Below are 18,141 nucleotides of genomic sequence, written 5' to 3'. Positions count from 1 at the left end.
GGCCTATCCCGGCCCGGCGCCTTCGATGCGCTTGAACTCCGCCATGAGCCGCGCCAGCCGCGCCACGAACTCGGCGTTGGCGGCCTTCATGTCGGCGGCGAGGGGAGCGCTGCCATCGGGCAGCAGAGCCATCCGCCAGGACCGGTCGTCCGTCTGTTCCACCCACCCGCGGCGCCGGAAGCGCTCGAGCTTGCGCCGCACCGTCTCCCGCGGGATGCCGGTGACCTCCGCCAGCCGCCGGGCATTGGTCCAGCCCTCGCTCGCCGGGCGCTTGCCATAGATCAGCCCCTCCGCGTCGCCTTCGCGGCGCGAGCGTCGAAGCTTCTCCGCAAGGGGACCAAGGCCGAATGCGGCCAGCAGCAGCGCATCCTCGAGATCGTCGAAATGGGTGCGGAGATCGGCCATGTGGCCCACGAAGAAGACCGACCAGGCCAGGTGATACTCGGCGAAGCGCGCCGCGTAGGCGCGCTCGAACGCCTGCTCCGCGGAGGGTTGCGCCTCGGGGGGCGGGGGCATGCGTCGCGTCATGGGGGTGGCTCCCTGGGCCATGCCCAGAATGGGCACCTTCATTCTTGCGAGCATGTCATTCAGCCGGCAAGCCGATCCGGCACAGGGGAGGAACATCATCATGGGCGTGGAGATCAGCCTGTCCGGCCAGGTGGCGATCGTGACGGGCGCGGGGGCCGGGATCGGCCGTGCCTCGGCCGAGACGCTGGCACGGGCCGGCGCGCACATCGTCGTGAGCGACCGTGACGCCGCCAGCGCCGAGGCCGCTGCTGAGGGCATCCGCAGGGCGGGTGGCGAGGCGCTGGCGCAGGCCTGCGACGTGACGGAGGAGGCGGCGCTGGCCGCGCTCGTCGCGGTGGCGACCGCGCGCTTCGGCCGGCTCGATATCCTGGTGAACAATGCGGGCGGCGGCGGGCCCAAGCCCTTCGACATGCCCATGGCCGACTTCGAATGGGCCTACCGCCTCAACGTCTATTCGGTCTTCCGCCTCTGCCAGCTGGCCGCGCCGCACATGCGGGCCGCCGGCGGCGGCGCCATCGTCAACATCTCCTCCATGGCGGGCGAGAACACCAACAAGCGCATGGCGTCCTACGCCTCCTCCAAGGCGGCGGCCAATCACCTGACGCGCAATATCGCCTTCGACCTCGGCCCCATGGGCATCCGCGTGAACGCCGTGGCACCCGGCGCCATCAAGACGCAGGCACTGGCGAGCGTGCTCACGCCCGCCATCGAGGCCGCGATGTTGAAGCACACGCCGCTCGGCCGCCTCGGCGCGGCGGAGGACATCGCCCATGCGGTGCTGTTCCTCTGCTCGCCGCTGGCGACATGGATCAGCGGCCAGGTGCTCACCGTCAGCGGCGGCGGCGTGCAGGAACTGGACTGACAGGGAGCAACGACCATGACCTATGACCCGCTCGCCGCCTTCCGGATGGAGGGCCACGCCGCCATCGTCACCGGCGGCGCGCAGAATATCGGCGCCGGCATCGCGCGCGCCTTCGCCGGCGCCGGTGCGCGCGTGATGATCGCCGATCTCGACGGCGCGAAGGCCGCAGCCACCGCCGCCGCCATCGCCGCCGAGACCGGCCGCGACGTGCGCGGCATGGCCTGCGACGTGACGCAGGAGGGCGACATCCAGGCCGTGGTCGCCGCCGCCGTCGCGGCCTTCGGCGGCCTCTCGACGCTCGTGAACAATGTCGGCTGGGGCGGCGTGAATACCGACCCGCTGGCCGTGACGGAGCAGCAGATGCTGGACAGCTACAGGCTGAACACCATCAGCGCCTATCGCATGACGGCGGCCTGCGTGCCGCATCTGCTGCAGGCGCAGAACCCGGCGGTGATCAATTCGGGCAGCTTCTCCTCCGCCGTCCCGGCCTACGACATCCTGGCCTATGCCACGGCCAAGGCGGCGCTGAACCAGATGATGGTGAGCCTCGCCCATGCGCTGGCGAAGAGGGTGCGCGTGAACTCGGTGCTGATCGGCACCGTGATCACCGAGGGCTATGCGGCGGCCGGCATCGATGCGGCGACGCAGGAGCGGATGATGCACCCCGACACGCTGACCGGCCGCCCCGGCCGGCCCGAGGATGTGGCGCATGCCATGCTCTGGCTCGCCTCGCCCGCCGGAAGCTGGATCAGCGGGCAGACCATCAACGTCCATGGCGGCGGCAGCGTGGTGCGCCTCTTCGGGCATTGAGGCGGGCGCTTCTCCTCCTCGCGCTGCTCGCGCTGGCCGGGCCCGCCCGCGCGCAGATGGCGGGCAATGCGACGGGCCTCGGCGGCCCCGGCACGGCGGACCAGCCCGCGCTGGCCGAGGGCTCGACCATCGCGGCGGTCACGGTGGAAGGTCCGGGCGGCGCGCCCGTCGCCGCCGTGACCGAGGCCGCCGCGCGCCGCGCCTTCGGGCTCACCCCCGGCTCGGGCTTCGAGGCGATCCTGGTCGAGGCGGCACTCAGCCGCGTGCGGGCGCTGCCGGGCCTGGGTGGCGCCACCTATCGCCTCGCGCTGGATGGCGCGGGGCGCAGCCTTACCGTCGTGCTGCGCCTGGCCCCTGGGGCGGTTGGGCCGTCGGGCATCCTGGCCGAGCAGGGCATCCGCGCCTTCCCGACCATCTGGCGTGACGAGCGCAGCCTGGTGACCTTCATCGCCAATGGCGGCCTCGGCGTCTTCACCGACGGCCATCCCTGGTTCGGCCGCCCCGCCGTCTTCACGCGCGGCAGCCCGCTCGCACTGAACCCGCCGCAGGGCGTGGGCACCGGCGCGCGGGCCGGCTGGGGCGAAGCCTATGCGGAATACGGGATCGGCGGCGCCACGCGCCTGCGCGAGAGCCCCTTCTACCTCTACGGCGCGCTCACTGGCCTTGGCGCCATCAGCGCCGGGCAGGACATCTTCCGCGACGACACGCGCTCCACCAACGAACTCAACCGCGCCTATGCCGGCGTGATCTATGCGCCCCTGGAGAGTGACCTTCGCGTCAACGCCTCTGTTGGCAGGCAGGCCTTCACGCTGGAGGACGGCTTCCTCATCGCGCGCTTCACCCAGCGGCTGAATGCGGGCTGGCTGCCCGGCGTCTATCTCTCGCCACGCACCGCGGCCGACCTCGCCGGCCTCGTCAGCGCCCGCGCCGGCAACTGGGTGTTCAATGGCTTCTGGCTCGAGCCCAACCGGACGGGGGAGATTCTCTCCCGCACGCAATTGGTCGGCGGCAGCCTGCGCTGGAATTTCGACGCGCACAGCCATGCGGCGGCGAATGTCATCTACGTGCCCATGTCCAACACCAGTTACGCGGTGCCGAACGCGCCCGCCCCGGGCGGGCGCGAGGGGCTGCTCACGCTCGCCGCGCGCGGCCGCTGGGCCGACCCGGCCGTGGCGCCGGGCCTCTGGATCGAGGGGGCGCTGGCGCACCAGTCCAACCAGAATTTCCCGATGTCGGCCTGGGGCGGCTATGGGCAGCTGGGCTTCCTCGCGCGCGACCTGCCCTGGCAGCCCAGCCTCTCCTATCGGTACGCGGCCTTCACCGGGGACAATCCGGCCACCGCCCGTTACGAACGGTTCGACACGCTCTACTCCGGCGGTCTCGACGAATGGCTGCAGGGCATCACCATGGGCAAGCTGCTGACGCAGTCCAACCGCGCCGTGCACCGGGTGCGGCTGAACGTCAGCCCGCGCGAGGGCACCAACCTCACGCTCGACTGGTATCTGAACCGCGCGATGGAGTTGAACAACCTCGGCGGCAATCCGCGCCTCGCGCAGCTCAGCTCGCGCGATCTCGGGCAGGAATGGCAGGCGGTGCTGCGCATGCCGCTGAATGAGCGGCTGTTCTTCCTGGGGGTCGCCGGTCTGGCCCAGCCGGGCGAGGCGATCCGCGCGGCGGGCGGCGGCGCGGCCAATTGGACGACGCTGCAGGCGCAGCTGTTCTGGACCTTCTGAGTCCCATGATGCCGGCGGGGTTCAACGGCCCCTGATCATCCGTGGGGCTGCGGCGCTCCCCGTGCAGATCAGGCTGGCCGCGGTGGCAGGCTTCGGCCGGTGCAGCCAATGCCGCGGCTTGACCCCAGGCCTGCCGGCCTGCTTCGTCTGGCCAAGGTCAGATGCAAGCGATACCATGTTAATTAATGTGTGCCGGTCGCGTCGGAGCCGAGATCATGCCGCGTAGTCATCTGGTGCCCGGCTTCGGTATGGCCTTCGCCGTCGCGGGGCTGCTGGTGCCCGCGGGTTCCGCCTCGTCACAGACCGCGACCTATTCCTGCGCGGCATCCACCACGCAGAGCGGCACCTATGTCTGCACCGTCTCGCCCGGCAACTTCAACGCGCCGCTGCAGGTGCAGATCGCGAGCAACTTGACCTACTCCGGGAGCAGCACCGGAAACTTCGTCATCTCGACCCCAAGCGGGGGTGGGGGCTTCGCCGGCGCGCTCGAATTCAGCCTGGTCGCGATCAACGGCACAAGCAGTTCGACGGGCAATGGCCAGAATGGCAGCCCGGCCGGCCCGGTGCAGTTCAACAACAGCGGTTCCCTGTCCCAGACGCTGCTGACCGACACCAATACGCCATTCACCGCCTTCGTCCTCCGCTCCGCCTCGCAGGGCGGCAATGGCGGCAACTACACCAATACCGACACCAACCACAGCGCAGGCGCCGCACAGACCGGCTCGACGGTCAATGTGACCAATGCCGGACCGATCCAGTTTGCAACCAGCTCTTCGGTCGGGGGCGTTGCTGCGGGCCTGATGTTCGGCGGGGCCGGGCTGCTGGCCGAAAGCCTGGGCGGCCAGGGCGGCAATGTGACGTCGCGCGGGCCGGACCAGAACGGCAATCCGCAATATGGCAGCCAGACCGGCACGAACGGCGCCAGTGCCGGGGCCGTCACGCTGACCAACAGCGGCGCCATCAGCGTCTTCACGCCGAACGTCATGCAGGGCTACTGGGCGATGGCCGGGCGCAGCCTCGGCGGCAATGCCGGCACTGGCAACAATGGCCAGGCCGGCGGATCGGCGACACAGGTGGAGGTCACGACGACCGCACCGGTCACGGTCGCCGCCACATGGATCACGCCCTCCGGCACCCCGCCACTCGGCACGCCCACCGGCCTCTTCGGCGTGCTGGCGCTGAGCCAGGGTGGCAACGGCACCATGTCGGTCAACAGCGGCAACAATGGCGGCCCGGGCGGCTCGACCGGTGCGGCCTTCGCCACGGTGACCGGCAGCCAGGACGCCCCGGTCACGATCTCGGCCAGCGGGTTCGGCACGGCGCCGCAGGGCACGCGCTCCGCCGCCGTCGGCGCACTCGCGCTCGGCGGCAATGGCGGCGCCGGCTACGACTCGTCCACCGGCGGCTCAGGCGGCAATGCGGGTGCGGCCGAGGCCAGCGCGCGCTTCGCCAACATCACCGCGAGCGGCAATGGCGTGCTCGGCCTGCTGGCGCTGTCGCAGGGCGGCAGCGGCGGCAATAGCGGCATCGGCCAGGATCACAGCCGTGCCGGGCCTGGCGGCGCCTCCAGCGTCGTGACCACCAGCTCGGCGCCGGACATCGCCATCGCGCGCCTCGCCGAGACGCGCGTCACCACGAGCGGCAGCCTCGCGGCCGGCGTCGCCGCGATCGCGCAAGGCGGCGCCGGCGGCACCGGTCAGGACTACACCCAGGCTCTCGAGCCCGGCACGACGGCGGGCATGGGCGGTGCGGGTGGCGCGGGTGGCGCAGTCCGCGTCGAGATGCTGGGCGGCGGCGTTACGACCACCGGCAGCGGCTCGCCTGCCATCCTCGGGCTGTCGCGCGGCGGCACCGGCGGGAATGGCGGCAACCTCGCATCCGGCGAGGGCGATTCCGGCACGGGCGGCGCCGGCGGGACGGCCAGCTCCGTCTTCGTGCGCATTCTGGGCGATGTCGTGATCTCGACCGCCGGCGGGCAGGCCTCGGACGGGACAGCTGCCTTCGGCGTCAGTGCGGCCTCCATTGGCGGGATGGGCGGCACGGGCGGTGCGATCAATGTGGATCTGGGCGGCGCGGTCGGCGATGGCGGCGCGGGCGGCAGCGCGGAAGCTGTCACCATCCAGCTCGGCCCCCGCGTCAGCGTCGCAACGACCGGGAGCGGCGCGATTGGCGTCATCGCCCGCAGCGTCGGCGGCGGCGGCGGGTCGGGCAGCGAGTACAATTCGTCAGGCGGCATCGCGACCAATCCCGGCAATGGCGGCGCTGGCGGCAACAGCGGCACCGTGACGGTCGAGAGCGCCGCGACCATCACCACCACGGGGCAAGGCGCGCATGGGATCATGGCGCTCTCCATCACCGGCACCAGCGGATCGGGCGGCAATGGCGCCGGGATCATCTATGGCCCCGCGGGTTCGGCGGGCGCGAGCGGCACCGTCGGCCCGGTCAGCGTCACGAACCGCGGCAGCATCACGACGCAGGGCCAGAACGCCATCGGCATCCAGGCCCAGTCGATCGGCGGCGGCACCGGCACGGCGGGCGCGACCGATGGCGGCTTCTTCGGAGTCGGCGGCTCCGCCCCCGCGGCGGCCAGCGGCAACACGGCGAGCGTCACCCACTCCAGCAGGATCAGCACGGCCGGCCAGTCCTCCTTCGGCATCCTGGTGCAGAGCATCGGCGGCGGCGGCGGCAATGGCGGCGACTCGAATGAGGTGATCGGCTCCTTCGGCGGGTCTGGGGGCGGGGGCGGCAGCGCCACGACGGTCACGGCGACGCTGTCGGCCGGCACGATCGCGACGCAGGGGAACCTGGCGCACGGCCTGGTCGCGCAGAGCATCGGCGGCGGCGGCGGCACCGGCGGGAATGCGACCTCGGCCGGCACGCTGGTGACGATGAGCTATGGCGGATCTGGCGGCGACGGTGGTGGCGCCGGGGCGGTCACGGTGACCGCCACGGGCGGCAGTATCGGCACCCTCAACACGAACGCCGCTGGCATCGTCGCGCAGTCCATCGGCGGGGGCGGCGGCGCGGGCGGATCGGCCTATTCGACAACGGGCTCCACGGAGCTTTCGGTGGCCGTCGCCATGGGCGGGTCGGGCGGCAGCGGCGGGACGCCGGGGGGCGTGACGCTGACGCTGTCAGGCACCGCGATTACCACCGGCAAGTCCGTGATCTCCGGCACCAACACGAACCCGGTGGATTCCTACGGGATCGTCGCGCAGTCGCTGGGCGGCGGTGGCGGCTTGGCCGGCTCGGCGACGGCCCGCGCAGTCGCGGTCGGCCTGCCGAACCCGGAAACCGGGAACAGCTATACCGGTGCCCTGTCCTTCGCCATGGGCGGCAGCGGCGGATCGGGCGGCAATGGGGGGAATGTCTCCGCCACCCTGAACGACAATGCGACCATCGCTACGCAGGGGCAGGGCTCGCACGGCTTGCTGCTGCAATCGATCGGCGGCGGCGGCGGCGCCGGCGGCGATTCCTCGGCGCTCGCGGCGACGATCTCGTACAGCCGCGCATCGAGCAGTTCCGAAGGCGCATCCATGTGGAACCTGCAGGCCTCCGTAGCGCTCGGCGGCAGCGGCGGCGATGGGGGCAATGGCGGTCCGGTGAACGTCACGCTCAGTGGCGCGACCGTCACGACCTATGGCGACTATGCCAACGCGGTCGTCGCGCAGAGCATCGGCGGCGGCGGCGGCAATGGCGGCGTCGGCTCCTCCAACACGCTGAATTTCGGCAATTCGCGCGAGGTCAAGCTCGGGCTCAACCTGGGCGGCACGGGCGGGTCCGGCGGCCAGGGCGGCTCCGTTACCGTCACGCATGAAGCGAACTCCGTGATCCAGACCTACGGCTCCGGCGCGATCGGGATCGTCGGACAGAGCATCGGCGGCGGTGGCGGCACGGCCCAGGGCGGCGGATTCAGCTTCGGCGGCGCCTATTCGCTCGGCCAAAGCCCGAGCGTAACCCCTCAAGGTTATCTCAACGTCCAGTTGGGCGCGACCGGCGCAACCGGTGGCTCCGCGTCGCCGGTCACGGCGACAATCTCAGGGCAGGTCCGCACCGCCGGGGGCGATGCGCAAGGCGTCGTGCTGCAATCCATCGGTGGCGGCGGCGGCACAGGCGGCGCCGCTGGCGCGGACGCATCCTCCGACAATCCGATCAACCCGCTGACCGGCATCCGCGAGACGATCACGGAGATCTGGATCAAGGACATCACCTTCGGCCTGACGGGCAGCGTCACCGTCGGTGGATCGGGCGGCGCGGGCGGCAGTTCCAATCTGATCTCCTACAGCCAGTCCGGCAGCATCACGACGCAGGGGGACTGGTCCCACGGTGTCCTGCTCCAGGGCATCGGTGGCGGTGGCGGCAAGGGTGGTGTCGCGACCTCTGCCGGAAGCGGGCTCGGCCTCTCCACCGAAATCGCGGTTGGCGGCGCGGGCGGGCCCGGTGGCCTCGGCGGCTATATCGGCATTACCTTCGCATCGGGCAGCAGCATCTCGACCGGAGCGAACACAGCGAACGGTGTTACCGGCTACGGCGCCTTCGGCGTGCTGGCGCAGAGCGTCGGCGGCGGCGGCGGCGTCGGGGTGGATGGCAACATGGCGTCCACCGGCACGATGCGGCTCGGTGCGACCTTCGCCGGGATCGGCGGCAATGGGGGGCAAGCCAACTCCATCAACCTGGGCGGCACCACCTCCATCACGACGCTCGGAGACGTCGCAGTGGGCGTGGTGCTGCAGTCCATCGGTGGTGGCGGCGGACTCGCCGGCAACGGGTCCTCCTTCACGGACGGGCTGGGGCCGGTCAGCGGCTCCACTTCCATCACGGTCGGTGCGGCCAATGGCGCGGGCGGCAACGGGGCCGAAGTCATCATCCAGAATGCCGCGCTCACCATCAGCACGGCCGGCGCCAATGCCTATGGCATCCTGGCGCAAAGCGTTGGCGGCGGCGGCGGCTTCGCGTTCAGTTCCAACATCACGACCACGACGACGACTGCGATCGGCGCGCAGAACGTCAGCTACGGCCAGGCGGTCGGTAATGGGAACAGCATGCTCTTGTCGCTGAGCGGCGGCTCGATCCGCACCAGTGGCTTCGGGGCGCATGGCATCGTGGCACAATCCATCGGCGGCGGCGGTGGCATCGCCGGCGTGCCGGCCCCCGGCATCACCCCGACGCTCGTCACCTCCGGCATGCACGGCCCCACCTCAACCTACGCGCCGGCCGGAAATGGTGGCACGGTGACGATCAACTCCTCGTCGCCGATCACCACCACGGGCGACTTCGCCTACGGCATCCTGGCGCAGAGCGTCGGCAGCGGCGGCGGGCTGCTGGTGCAGGGATCGACGATCGTGGCGGGGACGAGTTCCGCCGCCATGACGAATGGCGGCCCGCCCAATGCCCCGGGCGGGATCGTGACGGTGACCCAATCCGCGCCGATCAGCGCGACAGGCGCCAATTCGGTCGGAATCTTCGCGCAGAGTGCCGGCGCCAGCCTCGCTCTGAGCTCGGTGGTCAATGTCACCGTGTCGGCTGCCATCCAGGGTGGATCGGGTTCGCAGGGGCGCGGAATCTGGGTCGACAGCTACGACTATTCGAGCCTCGTCACCGTCACCTCGACGGGCAGCGTCTCCGCCCTCTCAGGCGTCGCGATCTCGATGACGCAGGGTGGCGTGGTGAACGAGGGCACCGTCACCGGATCCTACAATGCGCCGAGCGGCTTCACCAACTACGGCACGCTGAACGCGGGGGATTCGCTGGTCGCGGCCAGCCTGGTGAATGCCGGCACGCTGCGCGTCGCGGCGCTGTCGCCCTATGGCGTTTCGCGCGTTTCGGATGCCTTCATCCAGACGCCGGCCGGCGTGATGGCGGTCCAGGCCGATTTCGCCGGGCGCCGCGCCGCCCGGCTGGAGGTCGCGGGCGCGGCCACACTCGACGGGCGGGTGCGCCCGCTGCTGGCCACGGCGCTGCCCGACATCGCGCTGCCCTTTCTGACCGTGGGCGGCAACGCCGCGGGCATGCTGACGGGCGAGGCCACGCCGGTCTTCGGCTACGGCATCACCGAGGCCAACCGCATCTACTCGGTCAAGGTGACCTCGGCCGATTTCACGCCCGCGGGCTTCCCGCTGAGCCGGGCCCAGGCCGCGGTCGCGGGCCACCTGCAATCCGCCTGGGATGCGGGCGGCAGCCTGGCGCTGGCGCCGTTCTTCGCCCTGTTCGGCAATACGGCGGCCCTCGGCGGGCCGGGCCCCTATGCGACGCAGATGCAGCAGCTCTCGCCCGACACCACCTTCGCGCCCGGTGCGCGGCAGGTGGCCGGCGCGCAGGCCTTTGCCAATGCCGCCCTCAGCTGCCCCGCCTTCGAGGGCACCACCGCGATGCTGGTCGAGGGCCAATGCGTCTGGGCGCGCGTCATGGGCCGCACCGCGACGCAGGGCGCGACGGACGGCGTCTCGCGCTTCCGCGTCGACACCAGCACCTGGCAGGTCGGCGGCCAGCGCGAACTCGGCGGCGGGTGGTTCCTCGGCGGATCGCTGGCCTATGAGGCGGGGCGGCTCTCCAGCTCGGACAAGACGGAAAGCGGGCGGGGCGAGGCCGGCTACGGCGCGGTGACGGTGAAGTACCAGACCGGACCGTGGCTGTTCTCCGGTGTCGCCTTCGGCGGCGGCGGCTCTTTCGACACGCGCCGCACCATCCAGCTGCCGGGCTTCGGCGCGGTCGCGAGCGGCGGGCCGGGGCTGAGCAATCTGGGTGTGATGCTGCGTGCCTCCTTCACGATGGGGGGCGAGGAGATCTACCTCCGCCCCTCCGTCACGCTCGGCGTCGTGCATGCGCGCAGCGGCGGCTATCGCGAGAGCGGGGCGGGCGCCCTCAGCCTCGACGTCTCCAGCGCCTCGGCGACCATCGCGAGCGTGACGCCCGCGGTCGAGGTCGGCGGCCGCATCGCCCTCGCCCCGGAGCGCGTGCTGCGGCTCTTCGCCAATGCGGGGCTGAGCTTCGCGAGCAATGACAGCTGGACGCAGGAGGCACGCCTGCTGGGCGCGCCCGCGGGCGCGGCGGCCTTCCGGACGGCGGTGCGGATGGACGGGGTGGTCGGCCGCGTCACGGCCGGCGCGCAGCTCTATGCCGGGCGCAACCTGTCGCTGCGCCTGCAATACGAGGGCGAATACAGCAACAGCCTGACCGGGCATGGCGGCACGCTGGCGCTGTCCTGGGCGTTCTGACGGGGGCGCGCGTCAGAACCGGTAGGCGAAGGCCACCACGCCGCCATGGCCCGTCAGGTTCTGGCTGTATTCGCCCTCGTATTGCAGCCGCAGCTCCAGCCGGTCCGTCGCGAAGACCTGCATGCCCGCGGCGAAGCGCCCCACCACCTGGTCCGCGCGCACCACCGTGGAGAAGCGCCCCGTCCCGGCCGGTGCGGCGATCAGCTGGCTGTCCTGCCGCCATTGCCCCTGGCTCAGCAGGCTGACCCCCGCCGTGGTGTAGAGCCGCAGCACCGTGCCATCCCGCAGGTTCGCGCGCCCGCCCAGCTCCAGCGCCGGCGTCAGCGCGCCCACCGTGCTCGACGCGCCCGAGACTTCGAGGTTCAGCACGCCCGCACCGCTCTCGCGATAGGCGCTCGATGCGGAATGGACGAGGCTCGCCGTCAACGAGGGCCGGAGATAGATCTCCTCACGGCCGATCGTGTAGGTCGCGCGCAGCATGGCGCCCGCATTGGCGAGCGTGGGGCTGCCGCGCGCCACGCTGCCGAAGCCCGGCAGGGTGATGGTGCGCGTGCCGTTGAAGGCGCCGCCGCCGCCGAACACCGCGCCCGCGAAGAGCCACGGCCCGGTCTGGTACTTCGTCGTCACCGCCGCGAAGCCTGCCTGGCCGCGGCCATTGTTCAGTCCCTCGGTGGTGGTGAGGCGGGTGCCCTCATAGGCGAGGGAGCCGCCCAGGAACCAGCCGCCGCCCATCGCGCGCTGGCCGCCCACCTGCCAGGTGCTGGAGTCCACCCGGAAGCTGGACAGCCCCTCGCTGCCGGCCTGCGAGGCGGTGCGGCCGGTGAAACCCGCCCACACGCATTCACCCTCGCGCAGCATGGCGGTGGTGCCCTCGAATTGCGGGCAGCTCATCGCTGCATTGGCGAAGCCGCGCGCGGCGGCCGCGAGGCGCGCGCCGGGCGCCAGGCTGGCATTGGGCGAGATCTGGTTGAGCGCGGCGCTATAGGCGCCGGCCCCGCGGGCATCCGCCGTGTTGCCGAGCAGCGCGAAGAGTGGGCCGAACGCCGCGCCGCCCGCATCCCAGGCGGCCTGCATGTGCCCCGCCACGGCGGCCACGTTGCGGCTGAGATTGTAGCCAACCGGGGTGAAATCGGCCGCCGTCGCCGTCACGGTGAAGCCGCCATCCTTGCGGTCCGCCCGGTAGGTGAAGAGCGTCGAGTTCTCGGCCTCGACCGTGCCGCGGATCGTGCCCTGCACCGTCATGAAGGGCAGCGCGATGTTGGGCAGCACGGAGGAGATCAGCGGCTTCATCCGCCCGGCCAGCGTGGCATCGCCCGCCACCACCAGCATGTCCGCCTGGCGGTTGCCGAAATCGGCGTCCACCAGCATGCGGCCCGAGGCCTGCTGCACGAAATCCTGGCTGACGCGCGAGACGCCATGCCGCACATGCGCCGCGACGCGCAGCGTTCCGGCATTATCGAGCCGTGCGGCGACCAGCGACGCACCGGCGTTGAGCGTCGCGCCGCTGGTATTGATGAAGCTGCCATTGCCCAGCGTGTAGCTGCCGACGACCATCCCGTTGTTCGTGACGCTGCCCGCCGTCATCGTGATGGCGAGGCCCGAGGTGGCCGAGATAACCGCCCCCAGCCCGACCGTGACGAGGCTGCTCGCGATGGGCGTGTCCACCCAGATCCCCATGCCCTGCGCGCCGGACCCGCCGGTAATGCTGGCATTCGCGGTGATCAGGACCTGGTTGCCGCCATTGACGCCATTGGACTGCGCGAAGATGCCGACCGAGTTCGAACCCGTCACCAGGATCGACTGCGTGCTCGTGATGTTGATGATGCCGCCGGCCCCCATGGCGCCGGAGCTTGCCACGCCCGTCGTCCCCGCAAGCACCCGCCCGCTGCCGTCCAGCCAGAGCCCGCCGCCGCCGCCAATGCTCTGCGCCAGGATGCCATGGGCGAAGGCGCCCGTGGTGGTGATCACGGCGTTGGAGGCGATGGTGATCGTGTCGCCCCACCCCGCGCCATTGGCCACGGCAAAGCCGTTGGTCGGCGTGATTGACAGCGTCGCAGCGGCCGTCGGCAGGCCGGCGATGCCGCCCGCGCCGCCGATGCTCTGCGCGACGATGGCATGCGCGCCCAGCCCGGAGGTCGTGATGCTGCCCGATGCGAGCGTCAGGCTGATCATGCCGCCGCTGCCGGACGCGCCCGCATTGTTGAGCGGGCCCAGGCTGTAGGTCCCCTGATAGGCTGGCCCCGGCGAAAAGGCGAAGCCGCCGCCGCCGCCGATGCTCTGCGCGAGAATGCCGAAGGCGTTGGACCCGGAGGTCTGGATGTTCACCGCGAAGCTGGAACTGGTGCTGATGCCCCCGCCATTGCCGGAGGTGCCGCCGCCGCCGCCCACCCAGAAGCGATCATAGCCGGTGTACACACCGGGCCCGAGCGAGAGGGAATTGCCCGTGCCCACGACGCCGCCGCCCCCGCCGATGGATTGCAGCACCATGCCGACGCCGAAGGCGCCGCGCGTGACGATGCTGGCCGTGCCGTTGATCGTGACGGTGCCGCCATTCCGGGTGGTGCCGGAGGGCACGCTGCCATTGGCGCCCAGGTAAACGACATCCTCGCTCGGTGAGATCGAGCCATCGGCCGCCACGCCGCCGCCGCCGCCGATACTCTGCGCCAGCACGCCGAAGGCCGCGTAGCCGGTGACGCTGCTGCTGGAGACGAGCCCGGTCGAGATGCTCGAACCCGTGCCGAAGGTGAGGCTGACGCTGCCGCCATTGCCGGAGGAATTGCCCTGGCTGCCGAGGCGGATGGTCGAGCTTGTGCCCGCCTGGCTCGTACTGGAATTGGCCAGGCCGCCCATGCCGCCGCCGCCGCCGATGCTCTGTGCGACGACCCCGTGCGACCAGTCGCCCAGCGTGGTGATGCCGCCGGCCTGGCTGTAGTTGATGCCCGAGCCGTTGCCGGCCACTCCGGGGCCACCGCCACTGCCGGCATTGAGTGTCTTGGTGAAGCCCAAGGGCAGGTTGCGCTCGACGATGTCGCTGATGGCGGTGCGCGTCTTCGTGCCGATGGCGATCGGGTTGTCGAACGACGCCTCGGTGCCGGCCGAGCCGCCGATGCCGCCGCCGCCGCCCAGGCTCTGCAGCACGACACCGGCGGCATCGCTGCCGCTGGTCCGCACCTGGCCCTGCATCACCATGGTGACGCCCCCGCCATCGCCGCCCGCGCCGCCCGAAGCGCCCAGGTTGACGGTGAAGTTGCCGCTCGGCGTGACGGTCGGCCCGCTGCCGATGGCGAAGGCGGCGCCCAGGTTGATCGTGCCGCCCTGCGCGGTGCCGCCGCCACCGCCGATGCTCTGCGCGACGAGGCCGATCGCGCTCGCCCCATAGGTCTGGATCACCGCCTGGGGCTCGATCGTCACGCTCACCCCGCCACCCGCGCCGCCGCCGCCCGCGCCCCCGCCCAGGGCGATGGAGAGATCGACGCTGCGCGTGCTGCCGAAGGCGAGGGTGGTGGAGGAGCCGAAGCCGGCATTGCCCCCGCCACCGCCGATGCTCTGCGCGACCAGGCCATTGGCATAGTCGCCCAGCGTCATGATGTTCGTCTGGTCGACATTGGCGGTCACGCTGCCGCCGCCCGCGCCGTTCTCCGCGTTGCCGCCGACCGCCATCGAGATCGCCGACGAGAAGCCGTTGCTGGCCGTCACGCTGGAGGCGGCCGAGGTGGCGCGGCCATAGGAGATGGTCATGGCCATGGCCGAGGAATCGCCGCCCGCGCCGCCGCCACCGCCGATGGATTGCAACAGGAGGCCGTGCGAGCCCTGGCCCTGGGTGGTGACGCTGCCGCCGCCGTTCATGGTCAGGTTGACCGCACCACCCGCCCCCCCCGCGCCGCCCGCCCCGCCCAGCGCCATCGCGACCGTTCCGGCATAGGTGTTGGCATCCGTCCCCGGCACGGGAATGCCGAAGGTCAGCGCCGTCGCGGCGGCCGAGCCGCCCAGGCCGCCGCCGCCGCCAATGCTCTGCGCGACAATGCCGTAGGCATCCACCGGGTTCTGGTTGGAGTTGGGCACAGTGCCCTGCCCGGTGGAGATGTTCAGCCCCGAGAGGTTGAGCGAGGCGGCGTTGCCCGCACCCCCCGAGCCGGCCGTGGCGCCGATCGAGATGGCGGCCGTGAAGACGGCGCCGCCGTTGAGCGTGTATCCCGAACCGCCGGTGCCGCCGCCGCCCCCGATGCTCTGCACGACGATGCCGGCCGCGTTGGAGCCCCAGGTGCTGATGGTGCCGCCCGTCGCGTTCACCACGGCCTGGCCCGACATGCCGCCGCTGCCGCCCGTCCCGCCGATGGCGAGCGTGACGACCGTGCCGGTGGTCGTGGCATCGCCGCCATTGCCGCCGCCGCCGCCGATGGATTGCACGACCACGCCATGCGCCAGCCGGCCACTGGTGTTGATGCCGCCGCCGCCCAGGCTCACCTGCGCCGTGTTGCCCGCGCCGCCCCCGCCGCCCGAGCCGCCGATCGAGCCGAAGACGCCGCTCGCATCGCCGGCATTGCCGCCGCCGCCGCCCACCGACTGCGCGAGGATGCCGAGCGCGTAGCTGCCATAGGTGGTGATGCCGCCGGCATTGTGGTTGACGAAGGCTGCCGCGGCATTCGCCGCCGCCGTGCCCGAGCCGCCGAAGCTGACGATGCTGCCCTCCGCGCTGCCGCCCGCCCCTGAGCCCCCGCCCAGGGACTGCGCGAGGATGCCGAGGGAGGAGGAGCCGAAGGTGGAGATGGACCCGGTGTTGGTCACGGTGACGTTGCCGGTGGTGCCGCTCGTGCCCGCATCGCCCCCGGGGCCGTAGAGGAAGCCCGTGCCGTTGCTGCCATTGCCGCTGACGCCGCTGCGCGAGACCGCGAAGATGCCGTGCGCCGCACTGCCATTGGTGGTGAGCGTGCCGGCATTGGTCACGCTGACGTCGCCGCTGCTGCCGCTGTTGCCGCCCGTGGCCGGGACGCCCACGAAGCCAGAGGTGCCGACGCTGCTGGCCGAGCCGCCATTGCCGCCGATGCTGAAGGCGGCGATCGCGCTGGCCGAGGCTCCTTGGGTCGTGATGGTCGCCGAGGTGACCGTGACCGTCACCTGGCTCGCCGTGCCGCCGAACATGCCCGCGCCAGCGGCGCCGCCGGCCGAGGAGTTTAGCGTCCCACCCACCCCGCCCGCCCCGCCGAGCGAGGCGGCATAGAGGCCATGGGCGGGATTGCCGCCGGAGCCGGAGGGCGAGCCGCTCGTGCTGATCCGCGCATTGTTCTGCAGGGTCACCGTGACGGGCCCGGCGCCGCCGCCCGAGCCGCCATCGCCCGCAGTGCCGCCGAAAGCGTTGAGATCGCCCCCGACCGCGCCCGCCCCGCCCTGCGCGATGGCGGCGAGGCCGACCGATTGGGAGCCCGTCGCGCTGATGGAGCCCCCGCTCATGATGACCTGGACGGGCCCGGTATTGCCGCCGCCGCCGCCGCGCCCCGCGGAGCCGTCGGAGCCGTCGGCCTGCCCGGTTCCCCCGGCGCCGCCCTGGGCCAGGGCCATCACGCCCGGGGAGAGCAGACCTGCCGTGCTCACCACGGTGTTGGTCATGCTGATGGTGGCGAAGTTCGCGGTGTCGGTGGTGACGCCGGCCGAGCCGCCATTGCCGCCGGCACTGCCGTCCTGCCCCTGCCCGCTGCTGCCCCCCGCCCCGCCGTGGGACAGCGCCAGGATGCCCAGCGTGCGGTCGCCGGTGGCGGTGATGGTCAACGCGTCCAGCGTGGTGACGCTTGCCTGACCTGCGGCACCGCCCAAGCCGCCCGTCGAGTTCTTGTAGCCCTGCCCGCCATCGCCGCCGCGCGAGATGGCGCCGATGGCGGCCGAGAGCGGCGTGGTGGACAGGTTGTCCGGGTTGGAGGTGCTCAGGCTGATCGTCACCGGCGTGCCGGCCAGGCCCGCCGTGAGGCTCGCGGCCTGCCCCGCGCCGCCATAGCCGCCGTTGACCGACGACTCGCGGGACATGGTGCCGCGGCCGCCGCGGCTTTCCGCCAGCACGGCGAAGGCGCCGGAGGTCACCGCGGGCGTCAGGGGAACGGAGGCGCTGCTCTTCCCCCACCCGAGGGCGACGCTCACATGGGCGGTGTTGATGACGGCCGCGCTATCGCCATTGCCGCCGGGCGGCCCGTTCGGGCCATTGCCCGCATTGCCGCCGATGGAGCGGGCGCCAGCGCCGATGAAGCCTTGCGAGACATAGGGCCCGCCCAAAAGATCCACCGAGACGGCGGCGCTGTTGGTCAAGCTGGCGGCTGCCGCGCCCCCGCCATAACCGGCGGTGCCGTCGCCGCTGTAGCTCGGATTTCCGAAGCTGTCCGTCGAGCTGTTCGCCACGCTGCCGGCAGCGCCGGCCTGGCTGTCGGCCAGCAGCGCCGCCCCGAAGACCATGGTGGCGGGCGGGCTGGAGTAGCCTGAGCTCCAGAGCTGCACGGCGGCGTTGTTGGTCAGCGTGGCCGTGCCGCCATTCCCGGGATAGCCGGCATTGCCCTTGCCGTCCGTGTCCGCATAGCTGCCACCATTGCCGCCGACGGAGGCCGCGTAGAGCGTCACCATGCTGTAGGTCGAGCCGAGTTGCACCGGGAGGTTCTGCGTGATCGCCCCGTTGTTGGTGAAGGTGAGGGGCCCGGCCGAACCGGCATTACCGGCATCGCCGCTGGCGACGGTCTGGCCGCTATTGGCCGACAGCACGAAGGCGAGGGCGCCGAAATAGCCTGTGCTCGTGACGTTGAAGGTGCCGTTGTTGGTGACGGTGAGCGACGGGTTGGTCACCCCGTCCAGGTAATAGACGTCCGTATAGTTACCCGCTGCGATGGTGCAGGCATTGTCGGAGATGGCGCAGTTCGGCGTCTGCGCCCAGACCGCCCGCGATGGCGACGCGACCCACAAGGCCGCACTGGCCAGGAGGAGATGACGGAGAAGATGCGACCGCACGGGACGCGGTTGCCAT

General features: G+C 71.7%; 6 protein-coding genes. 4 read left to right on the top strand and 2 right to left on the bottom strand.

Going from position 1 to position 18,141, the window contains the following annotated elements:
* Positions 1–3 precede the first annotated feature (3 nt).
* A complete protein-coding gene (locus R9Z33_RS03930) occupies positions 4–630 on the bottom strand; it encodes a hypothetical protein (RefSeq protein ID WP_318649998.1) in 627 nt (208 codons plus the stop codon).
* On the opposite strand from R9Z33_RS03930, the gene hdhA reads away from it, so the two are divergent.
* The 4 genes from hdhA to R9Z33_RS03910 all read left to right on the top strand — a co-directional run bounded on the left by hdhA (position 629) and on the right by R9Z33_RS03910 (position 11,147).
* Positions 629–1,390 carry a 7-alpha-hydroxysteroid dehydrogenase gene (gene hdhA, locus R9Z33_RS03925; protein ID WP_318649997.1) on the top strand — a complete coding sequence of 254 codons (762 nt, stop codon included), beginning with the start codon at positions 629–631 and terminating at the stop codon, positions 1,388–1,390. The two genes, R9Z33_RS03930 and hdhA, sit on opposite strands and share 2 nt — an antisense overlap.
* A 15-nt stretch (positions 1,391–1,405) precedes the next feature.
* A complete protein-coding gene (locus R9Z33_RS03920; protein ID WP_318649996.1) occupies positions 1,406–2,200 on the top strand; it encodes an SDR family oxidoreductase in 795 nt (264 codons plus the stop codon).
* Positions 2,197–3,933: an alginate export family protein gene (locus R9Z33_RS03915; RefSeq protein ID WP_318649995.1), complete on the top strand. Its 1,737-nt coding sequence runs from the start codon at positions 2,197–2,199 to the stop codon at positions 3,931–3,933. The genes R9Z33_RS03920 and R9Z33_RS03915 overlap by 4 nt, the downstream gene beginning before the upstream one ends.
* Before the next feature lie 215 nt (positions 3,934–4,148).
* Positions 4,149–11,147 (top strand): autotransporter outer membrane beta-barrel domain-containing protein, encoded by a 6,999-nt coding sequence (locus R9Z33_RS03910; protein WP_318649994.1) that lies wholly within the window; start codon positions 4,149–4,151, stop codon positions 11,145–11,147.
* Positions 11,148–11,159: 12 nt separating this feature from the next.
* Here the strand turns inward: R9Z33_RS03910 and R9Z33_RS03905 are convergent, their stop codons facing one another.
* Positions 11,160–18,080: an autotransporter outer membrane beta-barrel domain-containing protein gene (locus tag R9Z33_RS03905; RefSeq protein WP_318649993.1), complete on the bottom strand. Its 6,921-nt coding sequence runs from the start codon at positions 18,078–18,080 to the stop codon at positions 11,160–11,162.
* Positions 18,081–18,141 lie beyond the last annotated feature (61 nt).

It is taken from the genome of Sediminicoccus rosea (assembly GCF_033547095.1).
Lineage (GTDB): Bacteria > Pseudomonadota > Alphaproteobacteria > Acetobacterales > Acetobacteraceae > Roseococcus > Roseococcus rosea.
The sequence above is the reverse complement of the archived record's forward strand: the minus strand, read 5'-3'. Positions and strand labels throughout refer to the sequence as shown.